Consider the following 26,992-nt stretch of genomic DNA (forward strand, 5'->3'; position numbering starts at 1 on the left):
GATTTCGGCAACAAAGCCGCTGTCATGTCGTGAAGTAGAGCCGACAGAGCACCATCACCTGCGCCATTGGTGTTCTTAATCTCCAGTGGACCACCTAAATATGGGCCAATATGAGAGTAGACTTTCTGCGGGTCTGCACAATCCGCTTTACGCATTGCTCGACTAAATTCAAATTTGTTGAACTCATCGATTTCGCCTTCAAGAATATCGTGCGTCGTTTCACGGAGTGCAACATTGTCGCAATAACCGGCCATATATAGGCCATCAGGGCCAGCTGTACACAATACCAAATCTACCCAGTCCAACGCTTTGTCGGCGGCGAGTAGTGGGTCAGAGAATCCAGTGAGTGCTTCACCTTCTTCTTCATTCATAGCAACGATAGTGACATTGTCTTTAATGTAATCCTGCCAGAACTTTTCGTTGCCTTCGATAACCCACTTAGTTCCTAACGTTAACACCACGGGTACTGATTTCGCTTTTGCGATCTCGATTGCACGTGCAACGGCTTTAGGCATCGGATCTTCTGGCTTACCACGCATTAGATAAGAAGAAACAACCAAAGCTGAAGCCTTGTTAAACACAGACTCTGGAATACTTTCTGGCTTAAGTTGGTTCATTTCACCTTCGTTGATCGCGAATGTTCGTTCACCATCGTCGGTGATTAGCGTGTAGCAACGGCCAATTGGACCATCAACAGTTTGTAAATGGTTCAGGTTCATGCGTGAAGAAGTTCGGCATAGATAACGGTAACCGTACGAACCTACTTCAATGTTCTTTGACATAACACCCAGCAAAACAGATTTGCTATCTGCCAAAACTGAATAGTTGTGTAGCGTGTTACCAATAGTGTCACCTGGGAATTGGTGAGTAATTAGTCCTTCAGCAACCAGTTCTTCATAAAGCGCGTCTGCTTTACTTTCTTCAAGTACCAGAGAGTGGCCTTTACTTAGGTCGTATTTAGCAAGAAAAGCATCGTCAACTCGTGCTTCTATATCAACGATAGTTTGACCAACACCAATAATAGTCGGTCGAAATAGCTTTGGAGCTGACTGCGCTTGGCTAACAGACAGATCTTTCTTGCTAGTTGGGAAATAGTGTTTTGACTTACGTTGTCCAGGGAATCTCATAGTAAACGCTGATGGAACGAAATTTGGCGGCATGATATCACAACGGCTTCAATAATGTTTCATAAAATTGCAGCATTTGTGTGATTTAAACCGTAGATGAGAAAGGGTGAAATCCAATCTTTAATCAAACTGTTAACCAATGCATAACCCTAATCTTGACAGGGTTTATCAGCCTACTAACCTAAGACTAGTTATAATGATATGGATTGCATATTGAATATTTCGAGCCTAAGCCCAGAGAAAATTCAAGAAGTGCTTGATCGCATGGATTGTTACTTCTTTATCAAAGACAAAAACGGATGTTACACCTACGTCAATGAAGCGGTATGCCAATTGTTCGCTCGTTCTAGAGAAGAGATCATCGGTGCTGATGACAGTCAGTTTTTCTCGATAGAGCAGGCAAGTGACCTAATCAAAAATGATGTGTCGGTTCTGAATGGCAAAACAGTTTCAAACGTTGAAGTGAACACGTTGAAATCGGGTGAGGTTAAGCACTATCAAAATATGAAGTCGCCTCTTTTCAACAGCCATAATGAGGTGGTCGGCATATTTGGGTTAGCGATTGATATTTCAAAGACCGTAGCGCGCCACAATGAGCTTGAGTTTCTCGCTATTCGGGATGTGCTAACCGGCCTGTATAATCGTCGATTTCTTGAACTCCAATTAAAGCATGAGATCGCATCATTTAAACGACATGAGCATGACATGTCTTGTTTAATGTTGGATGTGGATGGATTTAAATCCATTAACGACCGATTTGGGCATAGCATTGGAGATTACGTTCTTCAGTCGATAGGTAAGACCCTGTTAGGGGCGGTGCGAGAAGAGGATTTCTGTTTTCGGTTTGGTGGAGATGAGTTCACTATTTTACTTCCAAAAACCTCGCTGCCCGATGCTTATAGATTGGCTGAAAGAGTACGTGAATCAGTAGCAAGTAAAACCCTCTATTCGAGTACTGGTCATCCGTTCAAGATCAAGATAAGTCTTGGTATAGCATCACTACAAAAAGGGTTGGAAGATCAACTGTTGGCGTTGGCAGATAAAGCCTTGATGGAAGTAAAGCTAAACGCTACAGGGAAGAATACCAGTTACGTATTCTGTGACCATTTAGAGTCCGTCACAAGCTGCAATGGTTGTATACAAGCGGGTCAATGTAAATAATGACTATTGGCGGAAGCGGGTACTTCTAATTATTAAAGTACCCGCTTATGTTTTATTGGGCTACTTCAGTGGCCGGCTCAACATAGGCAGCAGTATTCCATAGTGGAACAGTTGAGAGACTGTGCTTAAAGCTACCTGACGTTTCTTTGGTAGAGTATGAAAGATACATAAGTGTTTGGTTATCTTTGTCATAGATGCGACGTACTTTCATGCTCTTAAAGAAAATACTCTTAGATTTCTTGAAGACCACTTCACCTGACTTCGACTTATCGATTTGCGCGATCATTTCTGGTGTTATCTCACCAGTTTGTCGACATGAGATAGAGCTGTCACTTGGATCAGATAGGCTTAAGTCAGCTTCAATGCTGGCAATATGGCAAGTAACACCGGTAACAATAGGATCGGTTAGAGTATTGAGTTTGATATCTTTTAATGTGAACATACCCAGCGATACATCACCTACCTCTTTATCACCACAACCGTACAAGGCTAGTGTCAGAGCAGGGACCAGCAAGAGCTTTTTAAACATAGAGAGCATTCCTTTTTATTAACGCTTTTGTATACCATAACCAAGGTTACTCGAAAAATCGAACAGGATTATTATGAAAGATGTCGCAGAACGACTTTATACCAACAAAAATCAATGGCTAGCGAGCCAGATAGACGTTGATTTCCCAACACCTGAAAGCGTACAGGGAAGGGAATTGTATCAGGAGTCGTTGTCGAGCAACTACTTAGAGTCGCTTAAGGTGGACTCCGAAAGCGATTTGAACATCGAGTGGCACAAGGTTGATTTTCATAGATTAACAGTCATGTTTGCTCTATTGCAGGCGAAAAGGTGGGCGGTTGAACACCATCAGAATGCGATAGTGGAATTTTTCGCACAAATTATTTTGGACCAGTCGCATGACCTATATCTGGGCTTTGAGGGTGGCGAAGCATGTGCCGCGGTGTTGGTGAGTAAAGAAGACACCGTTGTTCTTTTCTCGGACTTAGTTACCTGTCATAGCGCACAGGATTTAAGCCCGGAGCCCATTATAGCGTCTCTAATACAAACCTTAGATATTGCAAAAGAATCTGACCTTTGGATTGAAAAACGGTGATCTGCTTGGAAGTTTCGATCATCAAGTAAAACAATATATAAAAACTCACGCCTAGCCCCACATATTGATCAGGGAAGTATATTAATATTTTACGAAAAATAAGTGTTGTAAGGCTTGGTGTTTGATGTCAAAAGTAAAATGTGTGTTGTTTGATTGTGATGGAACACTGGTCGATAGTGAAAGATTGTGTTGTGAGGCGATAGTTGCCACGTTTGAGCAGGTAGGGGTAACGCTAAGTATAGAAGCGGTATCGGATAACTTTTCGGGCGGCAAGATAGCGGACGTTCTATCTTCCGCTCAATCGTTGGCACAAAGTCATGTTTCGCTGGATTTACTAGAACCTATTTATCGTAATGAAACTCAACGCTTGTTTGAGCAGAAGCTTAGACCTATGGAAGGAGCATTGGAGCTGCTCTCTCACTTGGATCAACAAGGCATTGAATATTGTGTTGTTACCAACAGTCCACTTTCTAAAGCCCAAAAGATGCTCTCTATTGTTGGCTTGAGTGAGAAATTCAGAGGTAAAGTCATCTCTGCTTTTGATGCCAACAGTTGGAAGCCCGAGCCCGATTTACTTCAATACTCAGTGACCATGATGGGTTTTCTACCGGATGAGTGCGTTTATATTGATGACACATCGAAAGGCGTCAAAATGGGCATAGCGGCAGGTATTAGAACCATACACTTCGCCACTAGTTGTGACTATGAACAGAAAAATGCAACCTGTTTGACGTCAATGAAACAGGTCATTGAGCACATTAGTGAACAGAACAGTTTAGCGTAAAAGGTTTGATTGACGTGGCATTGAACTTTTGTTGGTAGCTACGAGTTGTTTGCTTCGTCAATTCTGTGGTGTAGTAGCCACATTCCGCACACAAGAACGTTTCGTTATCTTCAGACAACAGGCCTTCATCAGCTCCGCATTCAGGACATAGTCCTGTATATGGTTCTTGTGATTTGCTATGTGACATATCTCTCCTAACTACTCGAAGTTACCTTGACCCTATTAATAGTAATACGAGCTCAAATATCTAGTGTGGAAAACTGCTCGATTTCACGTACTAATGCGACTTATGTCACTAATAGTCATTGTTGGTCGCTATTTGTACAGGTGGGATATTGGTTCAATGAATCAATATGCGTGTTGATGGGTAATTTAATATGCATCTGGGTTTGTATTCGGCGTTTCTTTGTCTCTTGAAAATAAACCAACAAAAAAGCCAGCAATGCTGGCTTTTTAATTTGAAATACTGCGTTATGATCAGAGCATACTAAGTGCGATAACGAGTCAGTACTTCTCCCAGTGTAATCGTCGCTTTAGTAAGGTTTGATACGCCCACCTCGCTTTGTTCCGCTACTTCGCGAATGGTACCGGACTGAACTCGAATATCACTGAGCTCTGCTGCGATTTCAGCAGCCACCGCGCTTTGTTCCGCCGCTGATGTAGAAATTTGAGTACTCATGTCCATTACTGCGCGAGATGAGTCGGCGATAGAATTGACGTCATGTCCAATCTCCGAAATCAGTGCGCTACTGGATTCGGCTTGTTCTACCGTTTGTTGAGTAATGGCGGCAATATTTTGGCTTTCAGATTGAAGCTTTTCAATCATAGCTTGAATCTCGACCGTGGCTGTCTGAGTACGACCAGCTAACGTGCGAACCTCATCTGCGACGACTGCGAAGCCTCGGCCTTGTTCACCCGCTCTTGCAGCTTCAATAGCTGCGTTTAATGCTAGTAGGTTCGTCTGTTCAGAGATTGCATTGATGGTAGTAATAACCTCATTGATTTGGGTCGTATTATCCGTCAAAGCCGCTACAGAGTGTGAAGCTTCTTCGATAAACGCAGACAATTGATTGATATCACCGATAGCTTGTTGGACGCGTTGATAGCTAAGCTCAACTTGCTTGGTATCTTCTTCTGCCTGTTCATTTGACTGACGAGAAATGTTCGACACTTCTTGAGCGGAAGCCGTCATCTGTTCCATAGCGGTAGCAACTGAGTCAAGTGACGCATATTGATTGTTGATTTGGTTGTTACTTTTCGCCATTTCCTCTTGAAAAGAAGAGGCTGTTTCTTCCAGGCTGGTTGCAGATGACTTAACGGTGGTGACTAGCTCAGTTAAAGTGTCCATAGCGCGGTCCAATGCCACACCTATGGTTCCAAACTCATCGCGGCCAGCGACAAAATTAAGACGAGAGGTTAGGTCGCCGTCGGCAATTTTCTGAGTGGTGGAGTAAAGAGTAAATAGTGCACCACCGAGGAAAGTGGCCAACCAATAGCTAAAGATAGAAAAAGGCAGTAGCCAGAGATAAGTGAGAGCAAGAGAGATAAGTGCTTGAGACTTGGCGTTGTCTATTTGTATAGATGCTGAAGTGGTTAGGCTGTAATTTTTGCCATCCAACCCGCGAGCTGTTGCTGTTACCTGACCGCTATTGATCGAAGATGCTTGGCTTGTGGATTCTATAACGTTGAAGTTTTTCAAAATGCTTGAGTTACCCGTTGCTGAACTTACTTCTAAATAACTAGATAGCTTGGCTTCAGCACTAGCGATTGCTTGTTGCTCTGCATTTGAGACGCTGTCTTGATAACGACTGACCGCAGAAAAGGTAAGTGCGGCGAAAAATAGGGCAAATAGTACCCACATCTTGTCATTAATCGACATCTTGATGAACAAGGCGTCGATCTTTCTAAATTTCACTTCTCTCATGATAACTCCGGGAGTGATATTGTTATTTGAATAGACTGATAAAATTAAAGGCCCTCATTGAGGACCTTCAATCTTGGTATGATATCGACATTTTATGAAATACATTTAGCGGCATTCATTTTAAATGTGATAACGATCACTTAACTAGCCAAGTGTAGGGAGGATCTTAAATGTTACAAGTAACTGAGAACCCACAATAATTACACCAACCAACATCGAGGAATAAAGTGCAATGTGTCCGCCAGCGACTTGATAGCCAGTTTCACTTGTAAACTGTTTACGTGTTTTGGCCACCATGATGGTTGGTAGGAAGATAGCCAGTACAGCAAGTGCTATCGCTGCGTAACCTAGTGCCATGATGAAGCCTTGTGGATAGAACAAAGCAAAACATAGCGGTGGAAGGAATGTCACTAGCGCAGCAATTGCGCGTTGAGAGAATGACAGACCCGCTGTTTGCTTGGTGCCATTTTGTTTTGAAGTGAACTTGCTGCCCAAATCTCTCAAGTATTCAAAAAGACCTAAGCTCACACCCAAGAATGATGTTACTAGGGCTAGATCAGCGAATACACCAATAATAGTCGCGAGCTTCTCGACATGGACTGCTTCTGCTAATAAGCCAATTAGGTTAGACAGACCAGAGTTTTCAATCAACGTACTTTGTTGTACCACGCCTAAGGTAACGATTTGCCAAAAAATATAAATAACAAGGGGTAAGCTAGAGCCAATAACAATTGCTTTTTTCAGCGCCTTTGTGTCGCCTTCAAGGTAGTTCACAATCGCAGGAATGCTGCCGTGGAAACCAAAAGAAGTAAAAATGACTGGGATAGAAGCGACAATGAGACCTTGCTGGACGGGCATACTCATCAGGTAGCCTTGGGTGACATTAGGAGCTAGCAGAAATAAAACACTGCCCATTGCGATGAGTTTCAGCGTGAATAGTACTCGATTGAGTTTATCTACCGCATGAGTACCAATGGTAACTGTTAACGCGACTAAAACGGTAAAAAGCAGAGTGGCCACGGTTCCTGGCAAACGAATACCAAAAAGCATATCTAAACGGTCAGCGAACTGGCCGCCGCCACCCGCAATATAGGCCGCACAAAGTGCATAGAACAAAAATAGCATGGCGAAACTCGCGATGTATTTGCCTTTTTTACCCAGTACTTGTTTAGCTAATGTGTGTAATGTTGCGGAATGATCAGCGTACTGGTGAAGTTCTACCATCAACAGAGCGGTATAAGCCATTAAGGCCCATAAGGCGAACATGAGTACTAAAGAAGTACCAAAACCAATACCAGCAGAGGCTATTGGAAGGGCGAGCATACCAGCACCAATGGTTGTACCGGCAATAATAAGTGTGCTTCCGAGAACTTTTGATTTCATTGTACAGTCTACTTTACAGCTTGTAGGTTACTTTGCATTATCGTTTTAACGAATACTCAAATATGAGTCATTAATGCTGAATTTTCGAAGAGTATGCAGTGTAATAATCCAAATAACAAGCATAATGTAAACATAATCTTATCTAGTGTAAAGTTTATTTTACATTAAGTGTTGAAGTAGGAGATTTATTGGCTCCGCAATCGTTTAACAATGAGTTGTATCAAAATAAATGTCGATTTCTCTTGGGTTTCTTACTTTTGTCATATACGTTAGGTAAAACTCTATGACGAGTGTTCAAGCGATTTGTAGTTAGCGGTCTGGTGTTTAGGGCTATGAATACAAAGGCGCTTGTTCTAAAACAGGATGACATTATGGAAACACAAACAAACGAAGAAGCGCTCGAATGGCTAGATGCTATGGAGATCGGCTTCGAATTACCTGATTGCGAAGAATTGTCGCAAACGGAAGACTAACCAACATTACTACATGCAAACCAGCTCGTACCAATTAACTGTGTGAGCACATAGACTTAAAGCCGCTACACTGAATATATGAGTTCGGTTGGAGATGAGATGGTTTGCAACGATTACTACTATTCTGCATTATTTTATTCCCCATACTTTCGGGGTGTTATCTCTACTATTTTAACCTGAACTGGCAGCTGGAAAATCTGGCCGCATTTATTGTCTTCATTCCCACGTGTTATCTTATCTTCACGATTGTTCTGATTATCATTAAACAGACCTCAGCAGCGATGATTGCTGCGGTGTTGTCGGTCGCCTCATTGGTTCTATTCGGAACGACGCCACAGTTTATTACTTCTGATGGTTGTGATGAAAATTACGTTAGTGTGATGCAATACAATACCTATTATGACAATCAGCAGCTTGGGAACTTTATTGATTTTGTTCGTGAGCGACGCCCAGATATTTTGGTATTACAAGAAGTGTCCCCGCAACATGGGGAACAGCTTAAACTGTTGAAAGATCTTTATCCTTATCAATATGGTGGGCAGAGGCGAGTCGGTTATCCAAGTGGTCAAATGATACTTAGCCGTGCACCGTTGTATGGTATGAATACCACCACCTCGATATCGGGGCACAACATTATTCAAGTGGTTTGGCGAGCATCCAACGAACGAGATTTGTTTTTGATAGCTGCCCATCCGCCATCACCGCGATCAGAAGTACTCTGGCGTGAAAGGAATGAAGTGATTGAAGATGTTGTTGATATGGCACAAGCGTCGCCGTTAGATGTGACCATTGTGGTCGGGGACTTTAATTTAGCGAGTACGACAAAGCGATTCAATCAAATACTACCAAGCTTTGACAAGCAACCCGTTGCCAGTTGGCCTAGGTTCATTAAACGTTGGTCGATACCTTTTGTGCCTGTTGTTGCAATAGATCATTTTTGGATAAGGCGTGTCGGTGGCTCGCAAAATACTATTTGCTCTCGAGATAGTTTGAAACAGATTCATGGGTCGGACCATGTTCCTGTCGAAACACGTTTTAAGTTATAGGGGAGCAACAAAAAAGCGACCCTAAGGTCGCTCTTTTTTCGTTCATTATAAATTGAACATCATTATTTCTTGCGGCAGTATTCTGCAATCACATACATGGCTTGGCCATTTGCTTTGCCTTGAACGTGTTTAGGGTCATCTGCGTTAACGCTGATGCCACGAATCACAGTACCTTGTTTGATAACTTGAGAAGAACCTTTGATTGGCAGGTCTTTGATGACCGTTACATCGTCACCTTTTTTAAGTTCTACGCCGTTTACATCACGTGGCTTTTCAATGTTTTCATCTAGGCCAAGTTCTGCCCATTTGGCTACTTCTTCTTCTAGATACATCATATCAACAAGATCTTGAGCCCAGCCTTCAGCAGAAAGACGTTTAAGTTGACGCCAAGCCATAACTTGAACAGGAGCAACTTGACTCCACATGCTGTCGTTTAGGCAACGCCAGTGATTAACATCCATTGTTTCCGGGTTTTCAATTTGCCCTGTACAAGTGTCACAAAGCATAATCGCGTGATCAACCGTGATTTGGGTATGAGGCGCCACCGCGAAAGGCTTAAGTGCTGTTTCAGCACCACATAGTTCACATTTGTTTTCGCAGCGTTCAAGCATAGTTGCTTCGATAGACATACTTATACCTTTTATTTGGTGAGACGGGCCTAAGCCTCCGTCCGAATAGTTATGTGGTACTTACTTTGAGTATCACCGGTTTGATAGCCGCGCATTATACATGGTTTTAGCCAAAAGTGTGATCGGGAGCGACCAAAACCACGCGATAGACTTTTAGGGCTGTAAGAATATTCTCACTGAGTGAGATTAAACTGTGCATCAAGGCAAGGTTTGGGTATGAGTTCAAACTTTTGTTACTAAACAAATAAACAGTTCACATAACCCATTTGTTTCACTAGATAACTATATAGTTTAAGAGTAAATATAAAACTATATAGTTTTATAGGTCTAAGGCATGTTAGGGAAAGTGTATGACGAGAATAAATCTGAACGGTGATTGGCTGTTAACTAGTGAACAAAAACCGGAAGTTGAAGTAACAATGCAAGTACCAGGCGACAATTACTCTGCTCTACTTAAAGCCGGTGTGATTAACGACCCATACTGGGGTTGTAATGAGCAAGAGGTTCAGTGGGTTCGGGAATGTGAGTGGCAAATTAGTCGCGCCTTTGAATTGAGTCAGCAGCAGTTATCCTCTGAGCAGTTACTATTGTGCTTGTCTCGCCTAGATACGGTAGCGAAGCTAGTCATCAACGGAACAGAAGTCGACACTTTTTCCAATATGTTTGTCGCGCGCAGGGTAGACATCAAACCTTATGTTCAGCTTGGTGTTAACACTATTTGTATCGCCTTTACGCCAGCTCACCTTGAAGCTAAAAACAGAACAGTGCCATTACCTTTCCCAATACCGTCTTCGATGGGAAGCAATAACCAAATCCCTCATATGAACTTGCTACGTAAAACTCAGTGCCATTCGGGTTGGGATTGGGGAATTTGCCTAGTTATTTCCGGCATCTATGACGATGTCTTCATCAGCGTGGTTAACGAAGTTAGCTTAGATCGCGTATCAACGGAGCAAATCTGGAAACAGGACGGCTCAGTTGAAGTTGTGGTTCAGGTTTACCACCAAGCTGTTTCTGGCGTAGAGATATCTATTGTCTTTGACGAAGTTGAAACGCGAGTTAAAAGCTCAGACGGCGAGGTGACGTCAGTTAGTTTTACCGTTGAGACTCCCAAACTCTGGTGGCCAGCGGGATATGGTGAGCAGCCGCTGTATGATTTAAACGTCACAATGGACGGTCAAACAATAAATAAACGCCTTGGTTTGCGTAAGCTTGAGCTTAACAATGCAGAGGATGACATTGGCTCGGCGATGGAGTTTCGTATTAACGATTTTCCTATTACTGCGCGTGGTGCTAACTGGATTCCTATGGACGCCATGCCAGCGCGAGAAAGCAAAACTCGTTACGAATCCTTGTTGGGTGATGCTGTGGCTGCCAACATGAATATGATTCGAGTTTGGGGTGGCGGCCAGTATGAAGCCGATATCTTCTATCAAACATGTGATGAGCTAGGTTTGCTGGTCTGGCAAGACCTCATGTTTGCCTGTTCGCTTTATCCATCCACTCAGACATTCATTGACGATGTAGAACCCGAAGTACGCTATCAAGTGCAACGTTTGAAAGATTACGCCTGTATTGCCTTGTGGTGTGGCGATAATGAAGTAATAGGCGCGTTGAATTGGTATGAAGAATCGAGAAACAGCAGAGACCGCTACGTGGTGAACTATGACCGATTAAACCGTAAGCTAGCGGATTTCGTCGCTCAAGAAGATCCATCACGAAAGTTCTGGTCTTCGTCTCCTTGCAACGGAGAGCTCGATTATGGTGACTCATGGCACGATGATGCTCGAGGCGATATGCACTTTTGGGAAGTGTGGCATTCTGGTGCGTCGTTTAATGCTTACTATAATATTAAACCCCGATTTTGTTCGGAGTTTGGCTTTCAGTCGTGGCCTTCATTATCAGAAGTAAAAACCTTTGTACCGCAAGAAGATTGGAACGTTACCTCACCTACATTTGAAGGGCACCAAAAGAATGCCTCTGGTAATAGCATTATTACCGAGATGTTTACCAGATATTTTCGGTTTCCGGCAAGCTTTGAGCAGATGCTGTATTTAAGCCAAGTTCAACAATCCATTGCGATTAAAACCGGTTGTGAGTACTGGCGCTCTATATCTCCGATTTGTCGAGGAATGTTGTACTGGCAGTTAAATGATAACTGGCCGGTAAGCTCTTGGTCGAGTATTGAATACAGTGGTCGCTGGAAACAACTTCATTATCATGCCAAACGAGTATTTGCTCCTACCTATATACCATTTGTTGAGACTGATGATGCCTTGACCTTGAGGCTGGTTAATAACCGTAGAACTCCAGAGAAGGTCACAGGTGAAGTGGTGTGGATGAGTTGGAATGGTGAACCACTTGGCAACTGGAATTTGAACCTTGATATCGCACCTGATGAAAACAAAGAAGTTTGGTCGTTGAACAAGTCACAATGGCAGACGCGAGCTGACCATGGTTTCTTCTTTGTCCGCTTCAAATCTCAAGGTGAGTGGAGTCAGAATACATGGTTTGCCAAACCGGAAGTGAAACAGTTGGCCATTAACAAAGCGAAAATCCAAGTGGAGATCGACGGAAGTACGATAATATTAACCTCCGATAAACCAGCGTTTTTCGTTCATTTGGAGCACGACGGTTCTGGGCGATTTAGTGATTCCAGTTTTACTTTGTTGCCTAATGAGCCTTATCAGGTTAACTATATTGGTGAGGAGTTAGAGACACTGCTATCGACGCTACGTGTTTATGACTTAAGCAATAGCTACTAATTAACGTTGACCTTGCTTCGCCCTTAGAGCCAGTGACACTTTTGATGCTGGCTCTTTGTTCAGTGCGTTACAGATCGCCCAACCAGCTTGGGCGACAGAGTCAAGGTCCACGCCTGTTGCGATTCCCAAATCATGGCAGAGATAGAGCACGTCCTCAGTTGCCACATTTCCAGACGCTCCATCGGCGTAAGGGCACCCCCCAAGTCCGGCGACGCTGCTGTCTATGGTTTGAATACCCATTAGTAGCGCTTGATAAAGATTGGCAAGCGACTGCCCGTACGTATCGTGAAAATGAACGGCCAATTGCGATGTGGAGACATTCTCCAAGACCGCTTCTAACACCCTAGCTATTCTCAGTGGTGTTCCTGTACCTATGGTGTCGCCTAGTGACACCTGATAACAACCCAACTCTATTAGGGTGTCACTGATCGCTGCCACTTGTTCAGGCTTGGTCTTACCTTCATAGGGGCAATCAACGATACACGAGAGGTAGCCACGAACTCTTACGTTGTGTTGATGAGCAGCTTCAATGACGGGAATGAATCGTTGAATGCTTTCTTCAATTGAGCAGTGGATGTTTCGCTGAGTAAAAGACTCAGAACAGGAAGTAAACACGGCCACTTCGTTAGCACCTGCCGAAAGAGCCGCTTCGAAGCCTTGTAAATTAGGCGTTAGGGCAGAGTAGGTGACTTGTTTTTGCTTAGTTATTTGTTGAAAAACATTAGATGAGTCTGCCATTTGAGGAATACGTTTTGCCGCCACAAAAGCCCCTGACTCAATATGTGTTAACCCAGCAGCTGTCAGTTGATTGATGAGGTTGACCTTGTGTGACGTGTCTACGTTGTTTTCGTTCTGTAATCCATCTCGCGGACCGACTTCAACAATATTAACGTGACTGGGAAGGACAGGAGCAGGAAGGTTAGCCATTAGAATTTACTCCTCTTTTTGCCAAATAGGCGGCACTTTGTCGAAGAAGGCTTGCAGACCTTTTTGACCTTGAGAAGAGGTACGAGCCTCGGCAATAACTTGGCTTGTGAAATCAATCAATTGAGGATCAATTGGATGATTGTGACAGCGCTGAATCAAAGCCTTAGTGTTTGCTATTGCGTTTGGACTATTGGCAACGAATTTGTCGACCAGTGCATCCACGAAGGGGTCTATCTTACTACCTAGTAGCACCTCGTGGATAATTCCAAGCTCCAGAGCTTGAGGGGCGCCCATGACTTCAGCACTCAACATATAACGTCGAGCATAACGGGCGCCTATGGTACGAATGACGTAAGGTCCAATGGTCGCAGGAACAAGTCCAAGTTTCACTTCGCTAAGACAGAAACGACAGTCGGCATGAGCAACTACAACATCGCAGCAGCACAGTAAACCTAATGCCCCGCCAAATGCTGAACCTTGAACGACGGCTACGGTTGGAATCGTTAGCGTGTCTAGACGCTTCATTAGTTCGGCAAGTTTTTGGGCATCTTCCAAGTTTTCGTTTTGACTCTTGTTGGCCATGGATTTCATCCAGGCCAAATCAGCTCCGGCGGAGAAGTGCTTTCCGTTACCACGTAACACTAAGCAGCGGATATTCTTGTTGTTCCCAACGCTAAGCAGTGCATCGAGCAGATCCGCAATCATGGCACGATCAAAGGCATTGCTTTTATGTTGACGATCTAACGTCAGATGAGCGACTCCTTTGGTGTCGACGGTAAGTTTAATAGTATTGAGATTAGTCATAACCGCAGCCCGTTACATTCGAAAGATGCCAAACTCACTATCGGGGATAGGAGCGTTATCAGTAGCACGCAGCGCAAGCATCAGAATACGGCGTGTGTCTTTGGGATCGATAATGCCATCGTCCCAAAGTCTAGCACTGGCGTAATAGGGATGGCCTTCATTGTTATAGCGGTCGACAATATTTTGTTTGTAGCTTTGCTCTTCTTGTTCGGGCCATTGTTGATTCTGACGTTTCTTCACCTCACGTTTTACTTGAGTGAGCACATTAGCCGCTTGTAATCCCCCCATCACTGAGATGCGTGCATTTGGCCACATCCACATCATTGTTGGGTCGTAGGCTCGGCCACACATGCCGTAATTGCCTGCACCATATGAACCCCCAATGATGATAGTGAATTTGGGCACATCGGCACATGAGACCGCCATGACCAGTTTCGCGCCATGTTTTGCTATACCGCCTTCTTCATATTGCTTACCGACCATAAAGCCAGTGATATTTTGCAGAAAAAGCAGAGGGATTTTACGTTTGGCGCACAGTTCAACAAAATGCGCGCCTTTTTGGGCTGACTCGGAAAATAAGATGCCGTTGTTGGCAACAATTCCAATGAGTCGTCCAGCAATTCGAGCAAAACCACAGACTAAGGTTGCTCCGTAAAGTGCTTTGAACTCGTCAAACTCAGAGTCATCGACGATTCGAGCTATCACTTCACGGACATCGAAAGATAATCTTAAGTCACTGTTTACGATGCCATATATCTCAATTGGGTCATAACTAGGTGACCCTGTTTTTGTAGCGGTGTGGCTAGCTGGTAACGTATTGCTTATGTTAGTGCTTGTAACGGCTTGTCGGGCTAACTCCAAAGCATGTTGTTCGTTGTGGGCGTAATAGTCAGCGACACCGGACTTTTTACAGTGTACGTCCGCGCCACCAAGTTCTTCATCGGTCACTTCTTCTCCGGTCGCTGCTTTTACAAGAGGGGGGCCAGCGAGAAAAATCGTACTTTGATTTTTGACCATAATGGATACGTCAGCCATAGCGGGAACATACGCGCCTCCGGCGGTACATAGACCGAGTACCACAGCGATTTGCGGTATGCCTTTAGCTGACATTCGAGCTTGATTAAAGAAAATGCGCCCGAAATGATCCTTGTCTGGAAACACTTCGGCTTGGTGAGGCAAATTTGCTCCCCCAGAGTCAACAAGATAGATACAGGGAAGGTGGCAGCGCGCCGCTATTTCTTGGGCTCGAAGGTGCTTTTTGACGGTCAGCGGGTAGTAGGTTCCGCCTTTAACAGCAGGATCGTTAGCAATGATCATACATTGAGTGTTGTAAACCGTACCAATTCCAGCGACGACTCCTGCACAAGGCACTTTATCCTCGTACACCTCCCATGCGGCAAATTGACCAATTTCAAGGAAATCAGAATGCTGATCGAGCAGGGCATCAATACGTTCACGAACCGGGAGTTTTCCTTTTGCACGTTGACGTTGAATGGCTTTTTCGCCACCGCCTTCCGCGATGGTTGAAAGGTCGGTTTCAAGCTGTGCCACGAGCGCATTCATTGCTTTTTGGTTTTTTAGATAAAGCTCTGAATTGGGTTTCACTTTACTGACAATTTTAGTCATAAATCCCTCCGCTATTGAGACTCTTGGAATAGCTCTCGGCCGATAAGCATGCGGCGGATTTCTGATGTGCCGGCACCGATTTCATATAGCTTAGCGTCACGCAACAAACGTCCTGCTGCATATTCATTGATATAGCCATTCCCGCCTAACAATTGGATCGCATCTAACGCCATTTGTGTTGCAAGCTCAGCGTTGTAGAGAATGACACCAGCAGAATCTTTTCGAGTAATTTCGCCTCTATCGCAAGCGCTGGCGACCGCATACAAATAGGCACGTGCAGCATTGCAGCGTGTATACATATCAGCGAGTTTTGCTTGGACCAATTGAAACTCACCAATAGAGCGGCCGAACTGCTTTCGTTCGTGAACGTAGGGGACAACCAAATCAAGGCAGGCCTGCATGATGCCTAGCGGACCCGCTGCTAGCACGACACGCTCGTAGTCAAGCCCGCTCATCAGTACTTCAACACCGTGATTGATTTCCCCTAGAACATTTTCTAAGGGTACTTTGCAGTTTTGAAACACAAGTTCGCAGGTGTTGGAGCCTCTCATGCCAAGTTTGTCGAGTTTTTGTGCGTGGCTGAATCCTTCGAATTGTTTTTCAATAATGAAAGCAGTAATGCCGTGTTGAGCCGCTGAAGGTTCAGTCTTGGCATAAACCACAACCACATCCGCATCTGGGCCATTGGTAATCCACATCTTGCAGCCATTAAGCACAAAGTGGTCACCGTGTCTTTCTGCGCGAAGCTGCATGCTTATAACATCTGAGCCTGCATTCGCTTCACTCATGGCTAATGCACCAATGTGAGTACCATCAACGAGTTTTGGGAGGTATTTTGCTCGCTGGGCATCATTACCATTTCGAAAGATTTGATTAACGCAAAGGTTGGAGTGAGCACCATAACTGAGGGCAATGGAAGCAGAAGCCCGGCTGATTTCTTCTAGAGCGATGACATGCGCAAGATACCCCATGGCAGCGCCACCATATTCTTCGCCGACGGTTACGCCAAGTAAACCTAACTCGCCAAGTTCTGGCCAAAGGTGGTTTGGAAATGCGTTATCCGCATCTACTTGTGCAGCGATAGGGGCGATGCGTTCGCGAGCAAAAGCACTGACATGCTCGCGCAGTAAGTTGATGGATTCATCAAGCCCAAAGTTCAGTGGGCTGTACTGATTAATCATAGAACCTCCCTTTATCTGGAAGAGACTCTACATCCTGTTACTTTGGCAATGAGTCGCAGCGTCAGGAACAATTAGCTTGCTTTCTGTTTTCCCAAGGCTTCGATACAACGTTTCTTTGCCACAGATAAGTCTTCCAGTAGTGCATTAATATCTTCAAGTTGGCGTTTCAAAACTGCTTCTTTTTCATCAATGATGTTGAGCATTTGCGTGAGCTGATGCTCTCCCTGATGTGTGTCATAAAGCTCAAATAACTCGCGTATCTCAGCAAGAGAGAACCCAAGTCTTTTACCGCGCAGTATTAACTTCAAGCGAATCTTGTCCCTTCGTTGATAGATTCGCATCGTACCTTTACGGTCAGGTTGTATTAATCCTTCATCTTCGTAAAAACGAATACTGCGAGTTGTTACATCAAATTCTTTTGCGAGCTCGCTGATCTTATAAGTTTCCATCGGTTACTGCTCTCCGAACTATGTTTTGGTCAGGCTTCGCGACCACTGCATTAATTTTAAAGTCATTACCCAATCGTTTGATGTGGTGAGTTCGACATTGGCGTAATGAAAAAATGATACGTTATTACGTTGTTTCTTTACGTTTACGTAAATGTTAGTGCTATGCTTACTCATACGTCAAGGAAATAGTCGAGAATGCAGTTTTAAGAGCAACGTCGTCACAAGGGCACAAGGAGAGAGTAATGCATCAACGAGAAGTCTGGATTGTCGCTGCAAAACGAACACCGATGGGACGGTTTCAGGGTGAACTGTCGTCATTCACTGCTCCACAATTGGGAAGTGCCGCGATAAAAGCGGCGATGAATGATGTTTCGTTAGACAGATCCTCCGTTGATGAACTCTTAATGGGCTGTGTGTTGCCTGCTGGGTGTGGTCAAGCGCCAGCGAGACAGGCTGCTCTAGGTGCGGGAATAGTCGAGTCGGTTCCTTGTACCACGATTAATAAGGTATGCGGTTCTGGCATGAAAACGGTAATGCTTGCCCATTCAATGATTCAATTTGGCGAGGCAAACTGTGTAATCGCTGGTGGTATGGAAAGCATGACCAACGCGCCTTACTTGTTGCCCGGCGCAAGACAAGGGATGAGAATCGGGCACAAGTCTACCTGTGACCATATGTTTACCGATGGCCTAGAGGATGCCTATGAAGGCAAGTTAATGGGCGTGTACGGTCAAGCCGTCGCTGATGAGCTTGGTTTCTCTCGCGAGCAAATGGACAGCTGGGCGACGATGTCAGCACAACGTGCGCTCAATGCGCAGCAACAAGGTTTATTTCGCGGCGAAATAGCGCCACTAGATAGCCAGCACCATAAGCCAATTAATGAAGATGAATTACCAAAAACCATCAAACTCGACAAAATTCCAAAGTTGAAACCCGCCTTTAGTCAACAGGGCACCATTACCGCAGCAAACTCAAGCGCTATCTCTGACGGGGCGGCTGCGCTTCTGCTGATGGAAAAAGAGCAGGCTATAGCTCTGCAGCTCAAGCCTTTAGCCATCATCAAAGGGCACGCATCGTTTGCCAGAAAACCTAGCGAATTCACGTTGGCCCCTGTTGGAGCTATCAAACAATTACTTACTAGACTCGAATGGTGCGTGGATGACGTAGATGGATGGGAGATCAATGAAGCGTTTGCTGTCGTAACGCAAATAGCGGTGAATCATTTTAAATTGGACAGCGACAAAGTGAATGTGAATGGAGGAGCCTGTGCGTTAGGTCATCCTCTTGGTGCAAGTGGCGCACGAATACTGGTTACTCTAATTCATAGTTTGAAAGCAAAATTAGCGGATTCAGAGAGCGAGAAAAGCTCGCTCAAAGGTGTAGCTGCATTGTGTATTGGTGGTGGGGAAGCGACCGCAATAGCTATTGAAATTCCGCGTTAATACGGAGAGGGAGATCATGAGTGAGAAAGTGCCTTTGTTTATCGACGGTGAATGCCGTCAATCATTAGCATCTGAATGGCTAGACGTCACCAACCCAGCGACCAATGACATCATTGGCTCGGTACCAGTCACGCTCGACATTGAGATACAGCGTGCTATTGAAAGTGCCCTACAAGCGCAAAAGGATTGGAAAGAGGTACCTATTTCTGAACGCGCGCGAGTGATGCTTCGTTATCAGCATTTACTCAAGGAACATCATGATGATATCGCAGAACTGCTTTCAAAAGAGACAGGTAAAACATTGGCGGATGCCAAGGGAGATGTTTGGCGTGGCATTGAGGTCGTCGAGCAAGCCGCTAATATTGCCAGCAATATGATGGGAGAGACTGTCGAGAACGTAGCGACAGATATAGATGGCTATTCTATTGTTCAGCCCCTTGGCGTTTGTTGTGGTATTACGCCTTTTAACTTTCCAGCTATGATTCCCCTTTGGATGTTTCCTATAGCAGTTGCAGCCGGAAACAGCTTTGTCCTCAAACCCTCTGAACAGGTGCCGCTAACATCGATAATGCTTGCTGAGTTATTTCAGCAGGCGGGTGCGCCTAGTGGAGTTCTTCAAGTGATTCACGGTACGAAGCCTCAAGTGGATTATTTGCTGAAACATCCAGATATCAAAGCCATATCATTTGTAGGCTCGGTACCAACCGCTCAATACATCTATCAAGTAGGCACTCAATACCACAAACGGGTTCAAGCATTTGCAGGGGCTAAAAATCATATGGTGGTTATGCCGGATGCAAATAAAGCTCAGGTAATAAATAACCTTGTGGGAGCATCCGTCGGCGCGGCGGGGCAGCGATGTATGGCGATTTCAGTCGCTGTATTTGTCGGTCCCTCTAAGCAATGGATAGCCGAACTGAAAGTTGAAATGGCGAAGATTAAACCTGGATCCAAAGAGGATCCTGAAGCTGCTTACGGTCCATTAATCAGCCAACAGGCTAAGCAGCGGGTTTTGTCTTTTATTGAGGAAGGTAGGCAATCTGGAGCGATATGTGAGCTTGATGGTAGTCACTTTAAAGTAGATGGCTATCCCAATGGTAATTGGGTTGGCCCCACCTTGTTTAGCGGTGTTACGACTGACATGTCTATCTACCAACAAGAAATTTTTGGTCCGGTTTTAGTGTGCGTTGAAGTGGATACGCTCGAACAGGCGCTTGAGCTAGTAAATCGAAATCCCTACGGTAACGGTACTTCAATTTTCACTGCTAGTGGCGCTGCTGCAAGGAAATATCAACACGAAGTGCTTGTCGGTCAGGTAGGGATCAATGTTCCTATTCCCGTGCCATTACCATTTTTCTCTTTCACCGGATGGCGTGGGAGTTTTTATGGTGATCTGCATGCTTACGGTAAGCAAGCTGTGCGGTTCTATACGGAAACCAAAACAGTCACGTCGCGTTGGTTTGACGATGATATTCCTGATGGGCCTAATTTGACGATTCAACTTAAGTAGTTTCACTGCGGAAAATCGCAGAGTGCTTAAATCATGAAAGTGGATGGTGAGGTAATGCTATGGATTTTGAACTGAATGAAGACCAACGAGCGTTTTCGGAGACGGCTTTTCAGTTTGCCAATGAGCACTTAATGCCTAATGCAGCACAATGGGACGAAGAATGTATCTTCCCTAAAGAGGTGTTAAAGCAAGCTGGTGAATTGGGCTTTTTGGCACTGTATACACCAGAACAAGAAGGCGGTTTAGGATTAAGTCGTCTTGACTCGTCTATTGTGTTTGAAAAGCTAAGCATGGGTTGTACCTCCACCACGGCCTTTATGACCATCCACAATATGGTGACATGGATGGTAGCCAGTTTTGGCACGGAAGAGGCTAAGCAGGCGTTTTGTCCTAGTTTAATTAGTGGAGATTGGCTGGGGTCTTACTGTCTAACGGAGGCGACTGCGGGATCAGATGCGGCTTCATTGCTGACAACTGCTGAGAGACAAGACGACAGTTACATCATTAACGGTTCAAAAGCCTTTATCTCAGGAGGTGGAGAGACCGATGTACTAGTGGTAATGGCAAGAACGGGTGGCACTGGTGCTAAAGGTATTTCGTCATTTGTTGTACCCGCAGATTGTGATGGAGTCAGTTATGGACGCAAAGAGCCTAAGATGGGCTGGAATAGCCAACCAACGCGAGCCATCACATTCGATAACGTTGTTGTCCCTGCGAAATATCGCTTAGGTGAAGAGGGACAAGGTTTTACCTTTGCCATGAAAGGGCTGGATGGCGGGCGAATCAATATCGCGACTTGTTCCGTAGGAACAGCACAACATGCGTTAAATCAAGCTGCTCAGTATCTTCATGAACGAAAGCAATTTGGAAGTAGTTTAAGCCAGTTTCAAGCTTTACAGTTTAGGTTGGCAGACTTAGCAACGGAGCTGGTCGCGGCGAGACAGATGGTACGTTTAGCGGCATTTAAACTAGACAATCAGCATCCAGATGCGACGACCTATTGCGCGATGGCGAAACGATTCGCAACCGACGTTGGATTTAAAGTGTGCGATGGTGTGTTGCAACTCTTTGGTGGTTACGGCTACATCAAAGAATATTCGCTTGAGCGTCATTTCAGAGACGTAAGAGTGCATCAAATCTTAGAAGGGACCAACGAGATTATGCGCTTGATCATTGCAAGACGAGTTCTAAGCGACGCATTCGCTATTGAGTAACGCATTCAACACGGAGGAAACAAGATGTCAGAGGTTAGTTCGATTCCTTACACCATTGATAACCATGTGGCTGTGTTAACTATGCACAATCCACCCGCCAATACATGGACTTGTGAAAGCTTAGTGCGCCTTAAACAACTAATATTTGAGCTAAATGATAACAAAGATGTTTATGCGTTGGTTATCACTGGCAACGGAGGGAAATTCTTTTCCGCTGGTGCTGATTTGAAGGTGTTTGCTCAAGGGGATAAAGAAAGTGCTTGCACCATGTCAAGAGTGTTTGGTGAAGCGTTTGAGGCGTTGTCAGGTTTTCGCGGCGTGTCAATTGCCGCTATTAACGGCTACGCGATGGGCGGCGGTTTAGAGGTAGCGCTCGCTTGTGATATTCGAATTGCAGAGCAACAGGCCGTTTTAGCACTTCCGGAAGCCAAAGTGGGCTTACTACCTTGTGCGGGGGGAACGCAGAACCTTACGGCTCTGGTAGGTGAAGGCTGGGCAAAACGAATCATTTTGTGTGGAGAGCAAGTATCGGCACAAAAAGCACTGGATATAAGATTGGTTGAAGAGGTTGTTGAAAGGGGTAAGGCGCTGTCTGTCGCAGTAGCGTTGGCAGAGCAAGTTGCTCATCAATCACCTAGCTCGGTAACGGTATGCAAGACATTGATTCAGTCAAATCGACACGATTTTATTTCTCATGGTTTAGTCAAAGAACGAGAGCTGTTCATCCGATTGTTTGATACCGAGGATCAACGAGAAGGGGTGAATGCTTTTCTAGAAAAAAGACCACCCGAATGGAAGAATAGCTAGGAGAGCAAAATGTCAGATACGGTGAATTTTCAAGAACTTCCCTGTGGTGAAGACGGCTATGTAGTTGCTATAGCCACGTTAGATAACAGTACCTCATTAAATGCACTCACTCACAATATGATTGTGCAACTGAAACAACAACTCGAAAAGTGGCATCAGGACGAGCGAGTGGTGTGTGTGGTTTTGGACGGTGCGGGTGAAAAGGCGTTCTGTGCGGGTGGCGATGTACGAGCCATGCACACCATGATGAAAACGGAACCAGCAGATGTGGCCAAAGCGTACTGCGAGCAGTTTTTTAGCGTGGAATATGAGTGCGACTACCTCATTCATAGCTACTGTAAGCCTATCATTGGTTGGGGAGACGGTATTGTGATGGGCGGAGGAATGGGGCTGTTTATGGGAACCAGCCATAAGGTTGTCACGCCTGCATCACGTTTAGCGATGCCGGAAATTAGCATCGGCCTCTTTCCCGATGTGGGGGCAACTTACTTCCTTAATCAACTTGAAGATCGCTTGGGCCTGTTTTTAGGACTGACTGGCGTCATGTTTAATGCCACGGATGCGATGGACATTCATATGGCGGACCATTTAGTTGTCCCTGATGCTAAAGAGAAGTTCATTAATCAGTTGCAAGAAACCAATTGGAACTGTGTCGAAGATAGTTACGAATTTATCTCCGAATGTTTAGATAAATTGGCCGCCAAAGATAAGTCCAACTTGCCGGCACCTCAGTTGAAACCACGCTTGAATGAAATTTGCGCGGCATGCAACGCAACCGACATTGGGACGGTATTCACTAATATTATGGCGTTACCGGGTAACGAAAAGTGGTTGGCAGCAGCGAAACATAACCTAACTGGGGGTAGTCCTATTACTGCTCATATCTGTTTTCGACAAATTAATGACTATAGCCATTTATCGCTTGCGGATTGTTTTCGACTCGAACTGATTCTCGGTGTTAGGAGCGCTACATTAGGGGAATTTGAAGAAGGGGTGCGTTCACGTCTAGTTGACAAAGACGGCGCACCACATTGGAAGTATCCAAACATTAACTCAGTTGATAAAGCAGTAATTGACGAGTTGTTCACCTCATTGTGGCGAGAGCAAGAACATCCTCTATTTCAGCTTGGTCGGGTTTAAGGAGAAGCGCTATGAATCAGTCAGAGTGTAATACCATTGCGTTTGTTGGGCTTGGTAACATGGGCGGTCCTATGGTGGAAAACCTGTTAAAAGCCGGTTTATCCGTCAATGTCTTTGACCTTGTCCCTGAGCTTGCTAAGAAGCTTGAATCTGTCGGTGCGAAGGCATTTAACAGCCTAGAAGCGGCGGTTGAAAATGTTGATGCGGTAATAACCATGCTTCCAGCGGGAAAGCATGTGCGAGCGGTGTATTTAGGTGACCATCATGGAGGTGAAGGACTACTCAAACTGGTAAAACCGGGTACATTCCTTATAGATTCTTCGACAATCGAGCCGGATTCCGCAAAGTTAGTTGCTAAAGAGGCAACCAAAAATGGATTGAGTTTTGTTGATGCGCCTGTCTCTGGTGGCGTAGCAGGTGCCAAGGCTGGAACGCTTACATTTATTGTTGGTGGTACAGAGCAAGCGTTTGAAACCTCACAACAAATCTTAGCTCATATGGGGAAGAACATCTTCCATGCTGGGCAAGCCGGTGACGGCCAAATGGCTAAAATTTGTAATAACTTGTTATTGGGCATCGTCATGTCTGGAACTTGTGAAGCCTTGAGCCTTGGGATCGATAACGGTCTCAACCCTGAGGTACTATCAAATATTATGCAACAGAGCTCTGGAAGAAACTGGGTTTTAGAACTATATAACCCTTGTCCGGGAGTAATGGAATCTGCTCCAGCGAGCAATCAGTACGCTCCGGGCTTTATGAGTAAGTTGATGTCAAAAGACTTGGGATTAGGGATGCAGGCTGCGGCCAATAGCCAATCTGCTGTTCCTATGGGCGCATTAGCGCGTAATCTCTACGCATTTCATAACAATAATGGCAATGCTGAGTTAGATTTCTCTAGTCTGTTTGAGTATTTTCGTAGTGAAAGGGAGAAGTAGATGGAACTGAAACAGAGCGTTATCGCCATTACCGGTGCTGGCCAAGGATTAGGTCAAACAATGGCGACAAGTCTCGCACAACAAGGAGCGCATCTCGCATTGATGGACGTGAACCTTGAAGCGTTGGCACAGACCAAACAGTTGTGTGAGGATTTAGGGGTTAAAGCACAAATCTATCAAGTAGATGTGACCAATGAAGAGCAGGTGGAATCTGTATTTAGTGACGTTGTCACTGATTTTGGGGCGCTAAATGGTTTGATTAATAATGCCGGTATTCTTCGCGATGGCATGTTAGTTAAAGCGAGAGATGGTGAGATATCTAAGATGTCTTTAGACCAGTTCAACTCGGTCATTAACGTCAATCTCACCGGTACGTTTTTGTGTGGCCGTGAAGCCGCAGTAAAAATGATCGAGACGGATTCAAGAGGCGTTATTATCAACATCTCAAGTGTGTCGAGAGCAGGTAATATGGGGCAAACTAACTACGCCGCTTCTAAAGCGGCGGTGGCGACCATGGCTTCCGTTTGGGGGAAAGAACTTGCGCGCTATGGCATTCGCGCTGCTGCCATTGCTCCGGGTGTCGTTGAGACATCAATGACCGCGCAAATGAAGCCAGAAGCTCGTGAAAGACTTGAGCATATGGTTCCAGTAAGACGAATGGCCGATCCGTCAGAGATCGCTCATACGGTGCGTTTTATACTGGAAAATGAATACGTGAATGGTCGCGTCATCGAAGTGGATGGCGGTCTGGTGATTTAACCGCCTTTGTTCTTATTGACGATTACATAGCTTGATAATTTGGACCGCCACCGCCTTCTGGTGGGGTCCATTTTATATTGGCTGATGGGTCCTTAATATCGCAAGTCTTGCAATGCAGACAGTTACTGGCGTTGATTTGCAGCTGTTTGCGACCTTCCACTTCAATAATCTCATACACACCAGCAGGACAATAGCGCTGACTAGGCTCGTCAAACTGTGGAATATGGCTATCGGTGACCACATTGACATCGAGAAGTTGCAGATGACACGGTTGATTCTCTTCATGCTGGGTACCAGACAAATAAACCGAAGAGGGTTTGTCAAAACTCAATACGCCATCGGGCTTTGGGTAGGTGATGTTAGGCACTCTGCTTTTATGTGCTAACTGTGAGTGATCATCACTGGCGTCAGTCACTCTCCAAGGAATCGGGCGATTGAATAAACGTGTCCATACATTTTGTTCTAGCACATTGAGCATACCTCCCAGAGGTTCGCCAAAACGATGCAAGTTAGCTCCAAAGTTTTGTGTGTCGCTGAGTTCTTGATGGAGCCACGACGCTTCAAATAAGGATTGATAATCCGGTTCATTATGCGCGCATCCCTTCGCGAGTTGCTGATAAACCGCCTCGGCAGATAACATGCCGGACTTCATTGCGGTATGGGTGCCTTTTATTTTGCCCATGTTCAGTGTGCCAGCATCGCAACCAATGAGTAGCCCTCCAAGGAACTGCTGTTTGGGGAGCGAACGAAGGCCACCTTTAGCGATGGCTCTTGCACCAAACGATAGACGTTCACCATCATGAAGGTATTTCGCAATGGCTGGGTGGTGTTTGAAGCGTTGAAATTCGTCAAAAGGGCTTAGGTGAGGATTGGTATAATTGAGGTCGACAATTAGACCAACAGCGATCTGATGATTGTCCAGGTGGTAGACGAAGCTGCCTCCGGTGGCTTTAGAATCGTGCAAGGGCCAACCGACGCCATGAATGACTTTGCCTTTAGCGTAGTGGGGCTGCTCATCGGGTAGTTGCCAAACTTCTTTAAAACCCAAAGCGTAATGCTGTGGCTGCTTGTCCTGATCGAGCTTAAATCTCTGAATAAGTTCTTTACCTAAATGACCACGCGCACCTTCAGCGAAAATGGTGTACTTACCCCTTAATTCGATACCTGCTTCAAACGTGCTTTTTTGTTCTCCGTTCTTATCTAACCCCATATCTGAAGTACACACACCAACCACTGCGCCTGTATCGGAATAGATAACGTGTTGCGCTGCAAAACCAGGGAAGATTTCAACGCCAAGTCGTTCTGCCTGCTCTGCAAGCCATTGACACAACAAGCCAAGACTAATGATGTGATTCGATTCGTTGTTGTGCAGTGTAGCTGGCGTTAGAAATGAAGGTATGTTTAGGTGATTGTATTGGGTGGTCAGATAAATGAAGTCATCTTGCTGCACAGGATTGTTCACTGGCGCGTTTAGCGATTGCCAGTCAGGAATAAGCTCATCAAGCGCTCTGGTTTCAAACACTGCACCAGAGAGGATATGAGCCCCAATTTCGGCACCTTTCTCAATCACACATACCGATAGCTCAGAGTCGTTTTGCGTCGCAAGCTGCGTAAGATGGATGGCACAAGCAAGCCCCGCAGGACCGGCACCAACTATAACCACGTCAAATTCCATGCATTCTCTTTCCATGTTCGACACCTAATTTTGCAAAATGGATCCATTTTGGAACTCTACGTATAACTATAGTGCAGTTGACGTAAACGTAAACTTTACTAAGCTCAAATAGTAACCATTAGGCTTGT

24 protein-coding genes are annotated in these 26,992 nt (G+C 45.1%); 12 read left to right on the forward strand and 12 right to left on the reverse strand.

The window, feature by feature from the left end:
• Positions 1-1,127, reverse strand: a 1,127-nt coding sequence (locus HW45_RS09825; protein WP_038227723.1) for an inosine/guanosine kinase, incomplete at its 3' end; no start/stop codon positions are given.
• 213 nt (positions 1,128-1,340) lie between these two features.
• Here HW45_RS09825 and HW45_RS09830 point away from each other — a divergent pair.
• Entirely contained in the window at positions 1,341-2,288 is a 948-nt protein-coding gene (locus tag HW45_RS09830) for a sensor domain-containing diguanylate cyclase (protein ID WP_038226689.1), read from the forward strand.
• A gap of 52 nt (positions 2,289-2,340) precedes the next feature.
• Here HW45_RS09830 and HW45_RS09835 read toward each other — a convergent pair whose 3' ends face one another.
• Positions 2,341-2,817, reverse strand: a complete 477-nt coding sequence (locus HW45_RS09835; RefSeq protein WP_006074376.1) for a CreA family protein — start codon at positions 2,815-2,817, stop codon at positions 2,341-2,343.
• A 73-nt stretch (positions 2,818-2,890) separates the two neighbouring features.
• Here HW45_RS09835 and HW45_RS09840 point away from each other — a divergent pair, with 73 nt between their 5' ends.
• Both HW45_RS09840 and HW45_RS09845 read left to right on the forward strand, forming a co-directional pair.
• On the forward strand, positions 2,891-3,391 hold the full coding sequence (locus HW45_RS09840) for a hypothetical protein (RefSeq protein WP_038226690.1): 501 nt from the start codon (positions 2,891-2,893) through the stop codon (positions 3,389-3,391).
• Positions 3,392-3,515: 124 nt separating this feature from the next.
• On the forward strand, positions 3,516-4,175 hold the full coding sequence (locus tag HW45_RS09845) for an HAD-IA family hydrolase (RefSeq protein WP_038226691.1): 660 nt from the start codon (positions 3,516-3,518) through the stop codon (positions 4,173-4,175).
• Here HW45_RS09845 and HW45_RS09850 read toward each other — a convergent pair.
• The 3 genes from HW45_RS09850 to HW45_RS09860 form a co-directional block, all read right to left on the reverse strand.
• The gene (locus HW45_RS09850; protein WP_006074373.1) at positions 4,150-4,362 is read right to left on the reverse strand and encodes a hypothetical protein; all 213 of its coding nucleotides are present in this window, start codon (positions 4,360-4,362) and stop codon (positions 4,150-4,152) included. The two genes, HW45_RS09845 and HW45_RS09850, sit on opposite strands and share 26 nt — an antisense overlap.
• Positions 4,363-4,662: 300 nt before the next feature.
• On the reverse strand, positions 4,663-6,099 hold the full coding sequence (locus tag HW45_RS09855) for a methyl-accepting chemotaxis protein (protein WP_038226693.1): 1,437 nt from the start codon (positions 6,097-6,099) through the stop codon (positions 4,663-4,665).
• A gap of 144 nt (positions 6,100-6,243) precedes the next feature.
• Entirely contained in the window at positions 6,244-7,482 is a 1,239-nt protein-coding gene (locus HW45_RS09860; protein ID WP_038226696.1) for an aromatic amino acid transport family protein, read from the reverse strand.
• Positions 7,483-8,059: 577 nt separating this feature from the next.
• Here HW45_RS09860 and HW45_RS09865 point away from each other — a divergent pair.
• Positions 8,060-9,001 carry an endonuclease/exonuclease/phosphatase family protein gene (locus HW45_RS09865; RefSeq protein WP_038226698.1) on the forward strand — a complete coding sequence of 314 codons (942 nt, stop codon included), beginning with the start codon at positions 8,060-8,062 and terminating at the stop codon, positions 8,999-9,001.
• A 62-nt stretch (positions 9,002-9,063) separates the two neighbouring features.
• Here the strand turns inward: HW45_RS09865 and HW45_RS09870 are convergent, their stop codons facing one another.
• Positions 9,064-9,630 (reverse strand): PhnA domain-containing protein, encoded by a 567-nt coding sequence (locus tag HW45_RS09870; protein ID WP_006074368.1) that lies wholly within the window; start codon positions 9,628-9,630, stop codon positions 9,064-9,066.
• A gap of 350 nt (positions 9,631-9,980) precedes the next feature.
• Between HW45_RS09870 and HW45_RS09875 the strand changes: the two genes are divergently transcribed.
• Complete coding sequence (locus HW45_RS09875) at positions 9,981-12,395, forward strand: beta-mannosidase (RefSeq protein WP_038226700.1); 2,415 nt, start codon at positions 9,981-9,983, stop codon at positions 12,393-12,395.
• On the opposite strand, the gene HW45_RS09880 is transcribed toward HW45_RS09875, so the two are convergent.
• From HW45_RS09880 to HW45_RS09900, 5 genes are all read right to left on the reverse strand, one after another.
• Positions 12,396-13,322 (reverse strand): hydroxymethylglutaryl-CoA lyase, encoded by a 927-nt coding sequence (locus HW45_RS09880; RefSeq protein ID WP_038226704.1) that lies wholly within the window; start codon positions 13,320-13,322, stop codon positions 12,396-12,398.
• Positions 13,323-13,328: 6 nt separating this feature from the next.
• A complete protein-coding gene (locus HW45_RS09885; RefSeq protein ID WP_038226706.1) occupies positions 13,329-14,126 on the reverse strand; it encodes an enoyl-CoA hydratase-related protein in 798 nt (265 codons plus the stop codon).
• Positions 14,127-14,138: 12 nt separating this feature from the next.
• A complete protein-coding gene (locus HW45_RS09890; protein ID WP_038226709.1) occupies positions 14,139-15,752 on the reverse strand; it encodes a carboxyl transferase domain-containing protein in 1,614 nt (537 codons plus the stop codon).
• 11 nt (positions 15,753-15,763) lie between these two features.
• Entirely contained in the window at positions 15,764-16,933 is a 1,170-nt protein-coding gene (locus tag HW45_RS09895) for an isovaleryl-CoA dehydrogenase (protein ID WP_038226712.1), read from the reverse strand.
• 71 nt (positions 16,934-17,004) lie between these two features.
• Complete coding sequence (locus tag HW45_RS09900) at positions 17,005-17,382, reverse strand: MerR family transcriptional regulator (RefSeq protein WP_038226714.1); 378 nt, start codon at positions 17,380-17,382, stop codon at positions 17,005-17,007.
• Positions 17,383-17,624: 242 nt separating this feature from the next.
• On the opposite strand from HW45_RS09900, the gene HW45_RS09905 reads away from it, so the two are divergent.
• From HW45_RS09905 to HW45_RS09935, 7 genes are read left to right on the forward strand one after another with little or no spacing between them, the layout of a single operon-like run.
• Positions 17,625-18,824 carry a thiolase family protein gene (locus tag HW45_RS09905; RefSeq protein ID WP_038226716.1) on the forward strand — a complete coding sequence of 400 codons (1,200 nt, stop codon included), beginning with the start codon at positions 17,625-17,627 and terminating at the stop codon, positions 18,822-18,824.
• A 16-nt stretch (positions 18,825-18,840) separates the two neighbouring features.
• A complete protein-coding gene (locus tag HW45_RS09910; protein WP_038226718.1) occupies positions 18,841-20,334 on the forward strand; it encodes a CoA-acylating methylmalonate-semialdehyde dehydrogenase in 1,494 nt (497 codons plus the stop codon).
• A gap of 59 nt (positions 20,335-20,393) precedes the next feature.
• The gene (locus HW45_RS09915; RefSeq protein ID WP_038226720.1) at positions 20,394-21,548 is read left to right on the forward strand and encodes an acyl-CoA dehydrogenase family protein; all 1,155 of its coding nucleotides are present in this window, start codon (positions 20,394-20,396) and stop codon (positions 21,546-21,548) included.
• A 24-nt stretch (positions 21,549-21,572) separates the two neighbouring features.
• Positions 21,573-22,355: an enoyl-CoA hydratase gene (locus tag HW45_RS09920; protein WP_038226722.1), complete on the forward strand. Its 783-nt coding sequence runs from the start codon at positions 21,573-21,575 to the stop codon at positions 22,353-22,355.
• 9 nt (positions 22,356-22,364) lie between these two features.
• Positions 22,365-23,495 (forward strand): enoyl-CoA hydratase/isomerase family protein, encoded by a 1,131-nt coding sequence (locus tag HW45_RS09925; RefSeq protein ID WP_038226723.1) that lies wholly within the window; start codon positions 22,365-22,367, stop codon positions 23,493-23,495.
• 11 nt (positions 23,496-23,506) lie between these two features.
• Complete coding sequence (gene mmsB / locus HW45_RS09930; protein WP_038226726.1) at positions 23,507-24,430, forward strand: 3-hydroxyisobutyrate dehydrogenase; 924 nt, start codon at positions 23,507-23,509, stop codon at positions 24,428-24,430.
• Entirely contained in the window at positions 24,431-25,189 is a 759-nt protein-coding gene (locus tag HW45_RS09935) for an SDR family oxidoreductase (protein ID WP_038226728.1), read from the forward strand.
• Between the two features lie 22 nt (positions 25,190-25,211).
• Here the strand turns inward: HW45_RS09935 and HW45_RS09940 are convergent, their stop codons facing one another.
• Positions 25,212-26,879 (reverse strand): electron transfer flavoprotein-ubiquinone oxidoreductase, encoded by a 1,668-nt coding sequence (locus tag HW45_RS09940; protein ID WP_038226730.1) that lies wholly within the window; start codon positions 26,877-26,879, stop codon positions 25,212-25,214.
• Positions 26,880-26,992 lie beyond the last annotated feature (113 nt).

It is taken from the genome of Vibrio sp. ER1A, from assembly GCF_000733315.1.
Lineage (GTDB): Bacteria > Pseudomonadota > Gammaproteobacteria > Enterobacterales > Vibrionaceae > Vibrio > Vibrio mediterranei.

Excerpts from the sequence above, each read along its gene's own strand:
- HW45_RS09870 (WP_006074368.1), bottom strand. The coding sequence starts at position 9,630 with ATGTCTATCGAAGCAACTATGCTTGAACGCTGCGAAAACAAATGTGAA.
- HW45_RS09935 (WP_038226728.1), top strand. The coding sequence starts at position 24,431 with ATGGAACTGAAACAGAGCGTTATCGCCATTACCGGTGCTGGCCAAGGA.
- HW45_RS09895 (WP_038226712.1), bottom strand. The coding sequence starts at position 16,933 with ATGATTAATCAGTACAGCCCACTGAACTTTGGGCTTGATGAATCCATC.
- HW45_RS09910 (WP_038226718.1), top strand. The coding sequence starts at position 18,841 with ATGAGTGAGAAAGTGCCTTTGTTTATCGACGGTGAATGCCGTCAATCA.
- HW45_RS09860 (WP_038226696.1), bottom strand. The coding sequence starts at position 7,482 with ATGAAATCAAAAGTTCTCGGAAGCACACTTATTATTGCCGGTACAACC.
- HW45_RS09885 (WP_038226706.1), bottom strand. The coding sequence starts at position 14,126 with ATGACTAATCTCAATACTATTAAACTTACCGTCGACACCAAAGGAGTC.
- HW45_RS09845 (WP_038226691.1), top strand. The coding sequence starts at position 3,516 with ATGTCAAAAGTAAAATGTGTGTTGTTTGATTGTGATGGAACACTGGTC.
- HW45_RS09905 (WP_038226716.1), top strand. The coding sequence starts at position 17,625 with ATGCATCAACGAGAAGTCTGGATTGTCGCTGCAAAACGAACACCGATG.
- HW45_RS09900 (WP_038226714.1), bottom strand. The coding sequence starts at position 17,382 with ATGGAAACTTATAAGATCAGCGAGCTCGCAAAAGAATTTGATGTAACA.
- HW45_RS09835 (WP_006074376.1), bottom strand. The coding sequence starts at position 2,817 with ATGTTTAAAAAGCTCTTGCTGGTCCCTGCTCTGACACTAGCCTTGTAC.
- HW45_RS09890 (WP_038226709.1), bottom strand. The coding sequence starts at position 15,752 with ATGACTAAAATTGTCAGTAAAGTGAAACCCAATTCAGAGCTTTATCTA.
- HW45_RS09840 (WP_038226690.1), top strand. The coding sequence starts at position 2,891 with ATGAAAGATGTCGCAGAACGACTTTATACCAACAAAAATCAATGGCTA.
- HW45_RS09915 (WP_038226720.1), top strand. The coding sequence starts at position 20,394 with ATGGATTTTGAACTGAATGAAGACCAACGAGCGTTTTCGGAGACGGCT.
- HW45_RS09875 (WP_038226700.1), top strand. The coding sequence starts at position 9,981 with ATGACGAGAATAAATCTGAACGGTGATTGGCTGTTAACTAGTGAACAA.
- HW45_RS09940 (WP_038226730.1), bottom strand. The coding sequence starts at position 26,879 with ATGGAAAGAGAATGCATGGAATTTGACGTGGTTATAGTTGGTGCCGGT.
- HW45_RS09850 (WP_006074373.1), bottom strand. The coding sequence starts at position 4,362 with ATGTCACATAGCAAATCACAAGAACCATATACAGGACTATGTCCTGAA.
- HW45_RS09925 (WP_038226723.1), top strand. The coding sequence starts at position 22,365 with ATGTCAGATACGGTGAATTTTCAAGAACTTCCCTGTGGTGAAGACGGC.
- HW45_RS09920 (WP_038226722.1), top strand. The coding sequence starts at position 21,573 with ATGTCAGAGGTTAGTTCGATTCCTTACACCATTGATAACCATGTGGCT.
- mmsB (WP_038226726.1), top strand. The coding sequence starts at position 23,507 with ATGAATCAGTCAGAGTGTAATACCATTGCGTTTGTTGGGCTTGGTAAC.
- HW45_RS09880 (WP_038226704.1), bottom strand. The coding sequence starts at position 13,322 with ATGGCTAACCTTCCTGCTCCTGTCCTTCCCAGTCACGTTAATATTGTT.
- HW45_RS09855 (WP_038226693.1), bottom strand. The coding sequence starts at position 6,099 with ATGAGAGAAGTGAAATTTAGAAAGATCGACGCCTTGTTCATCAAGATG.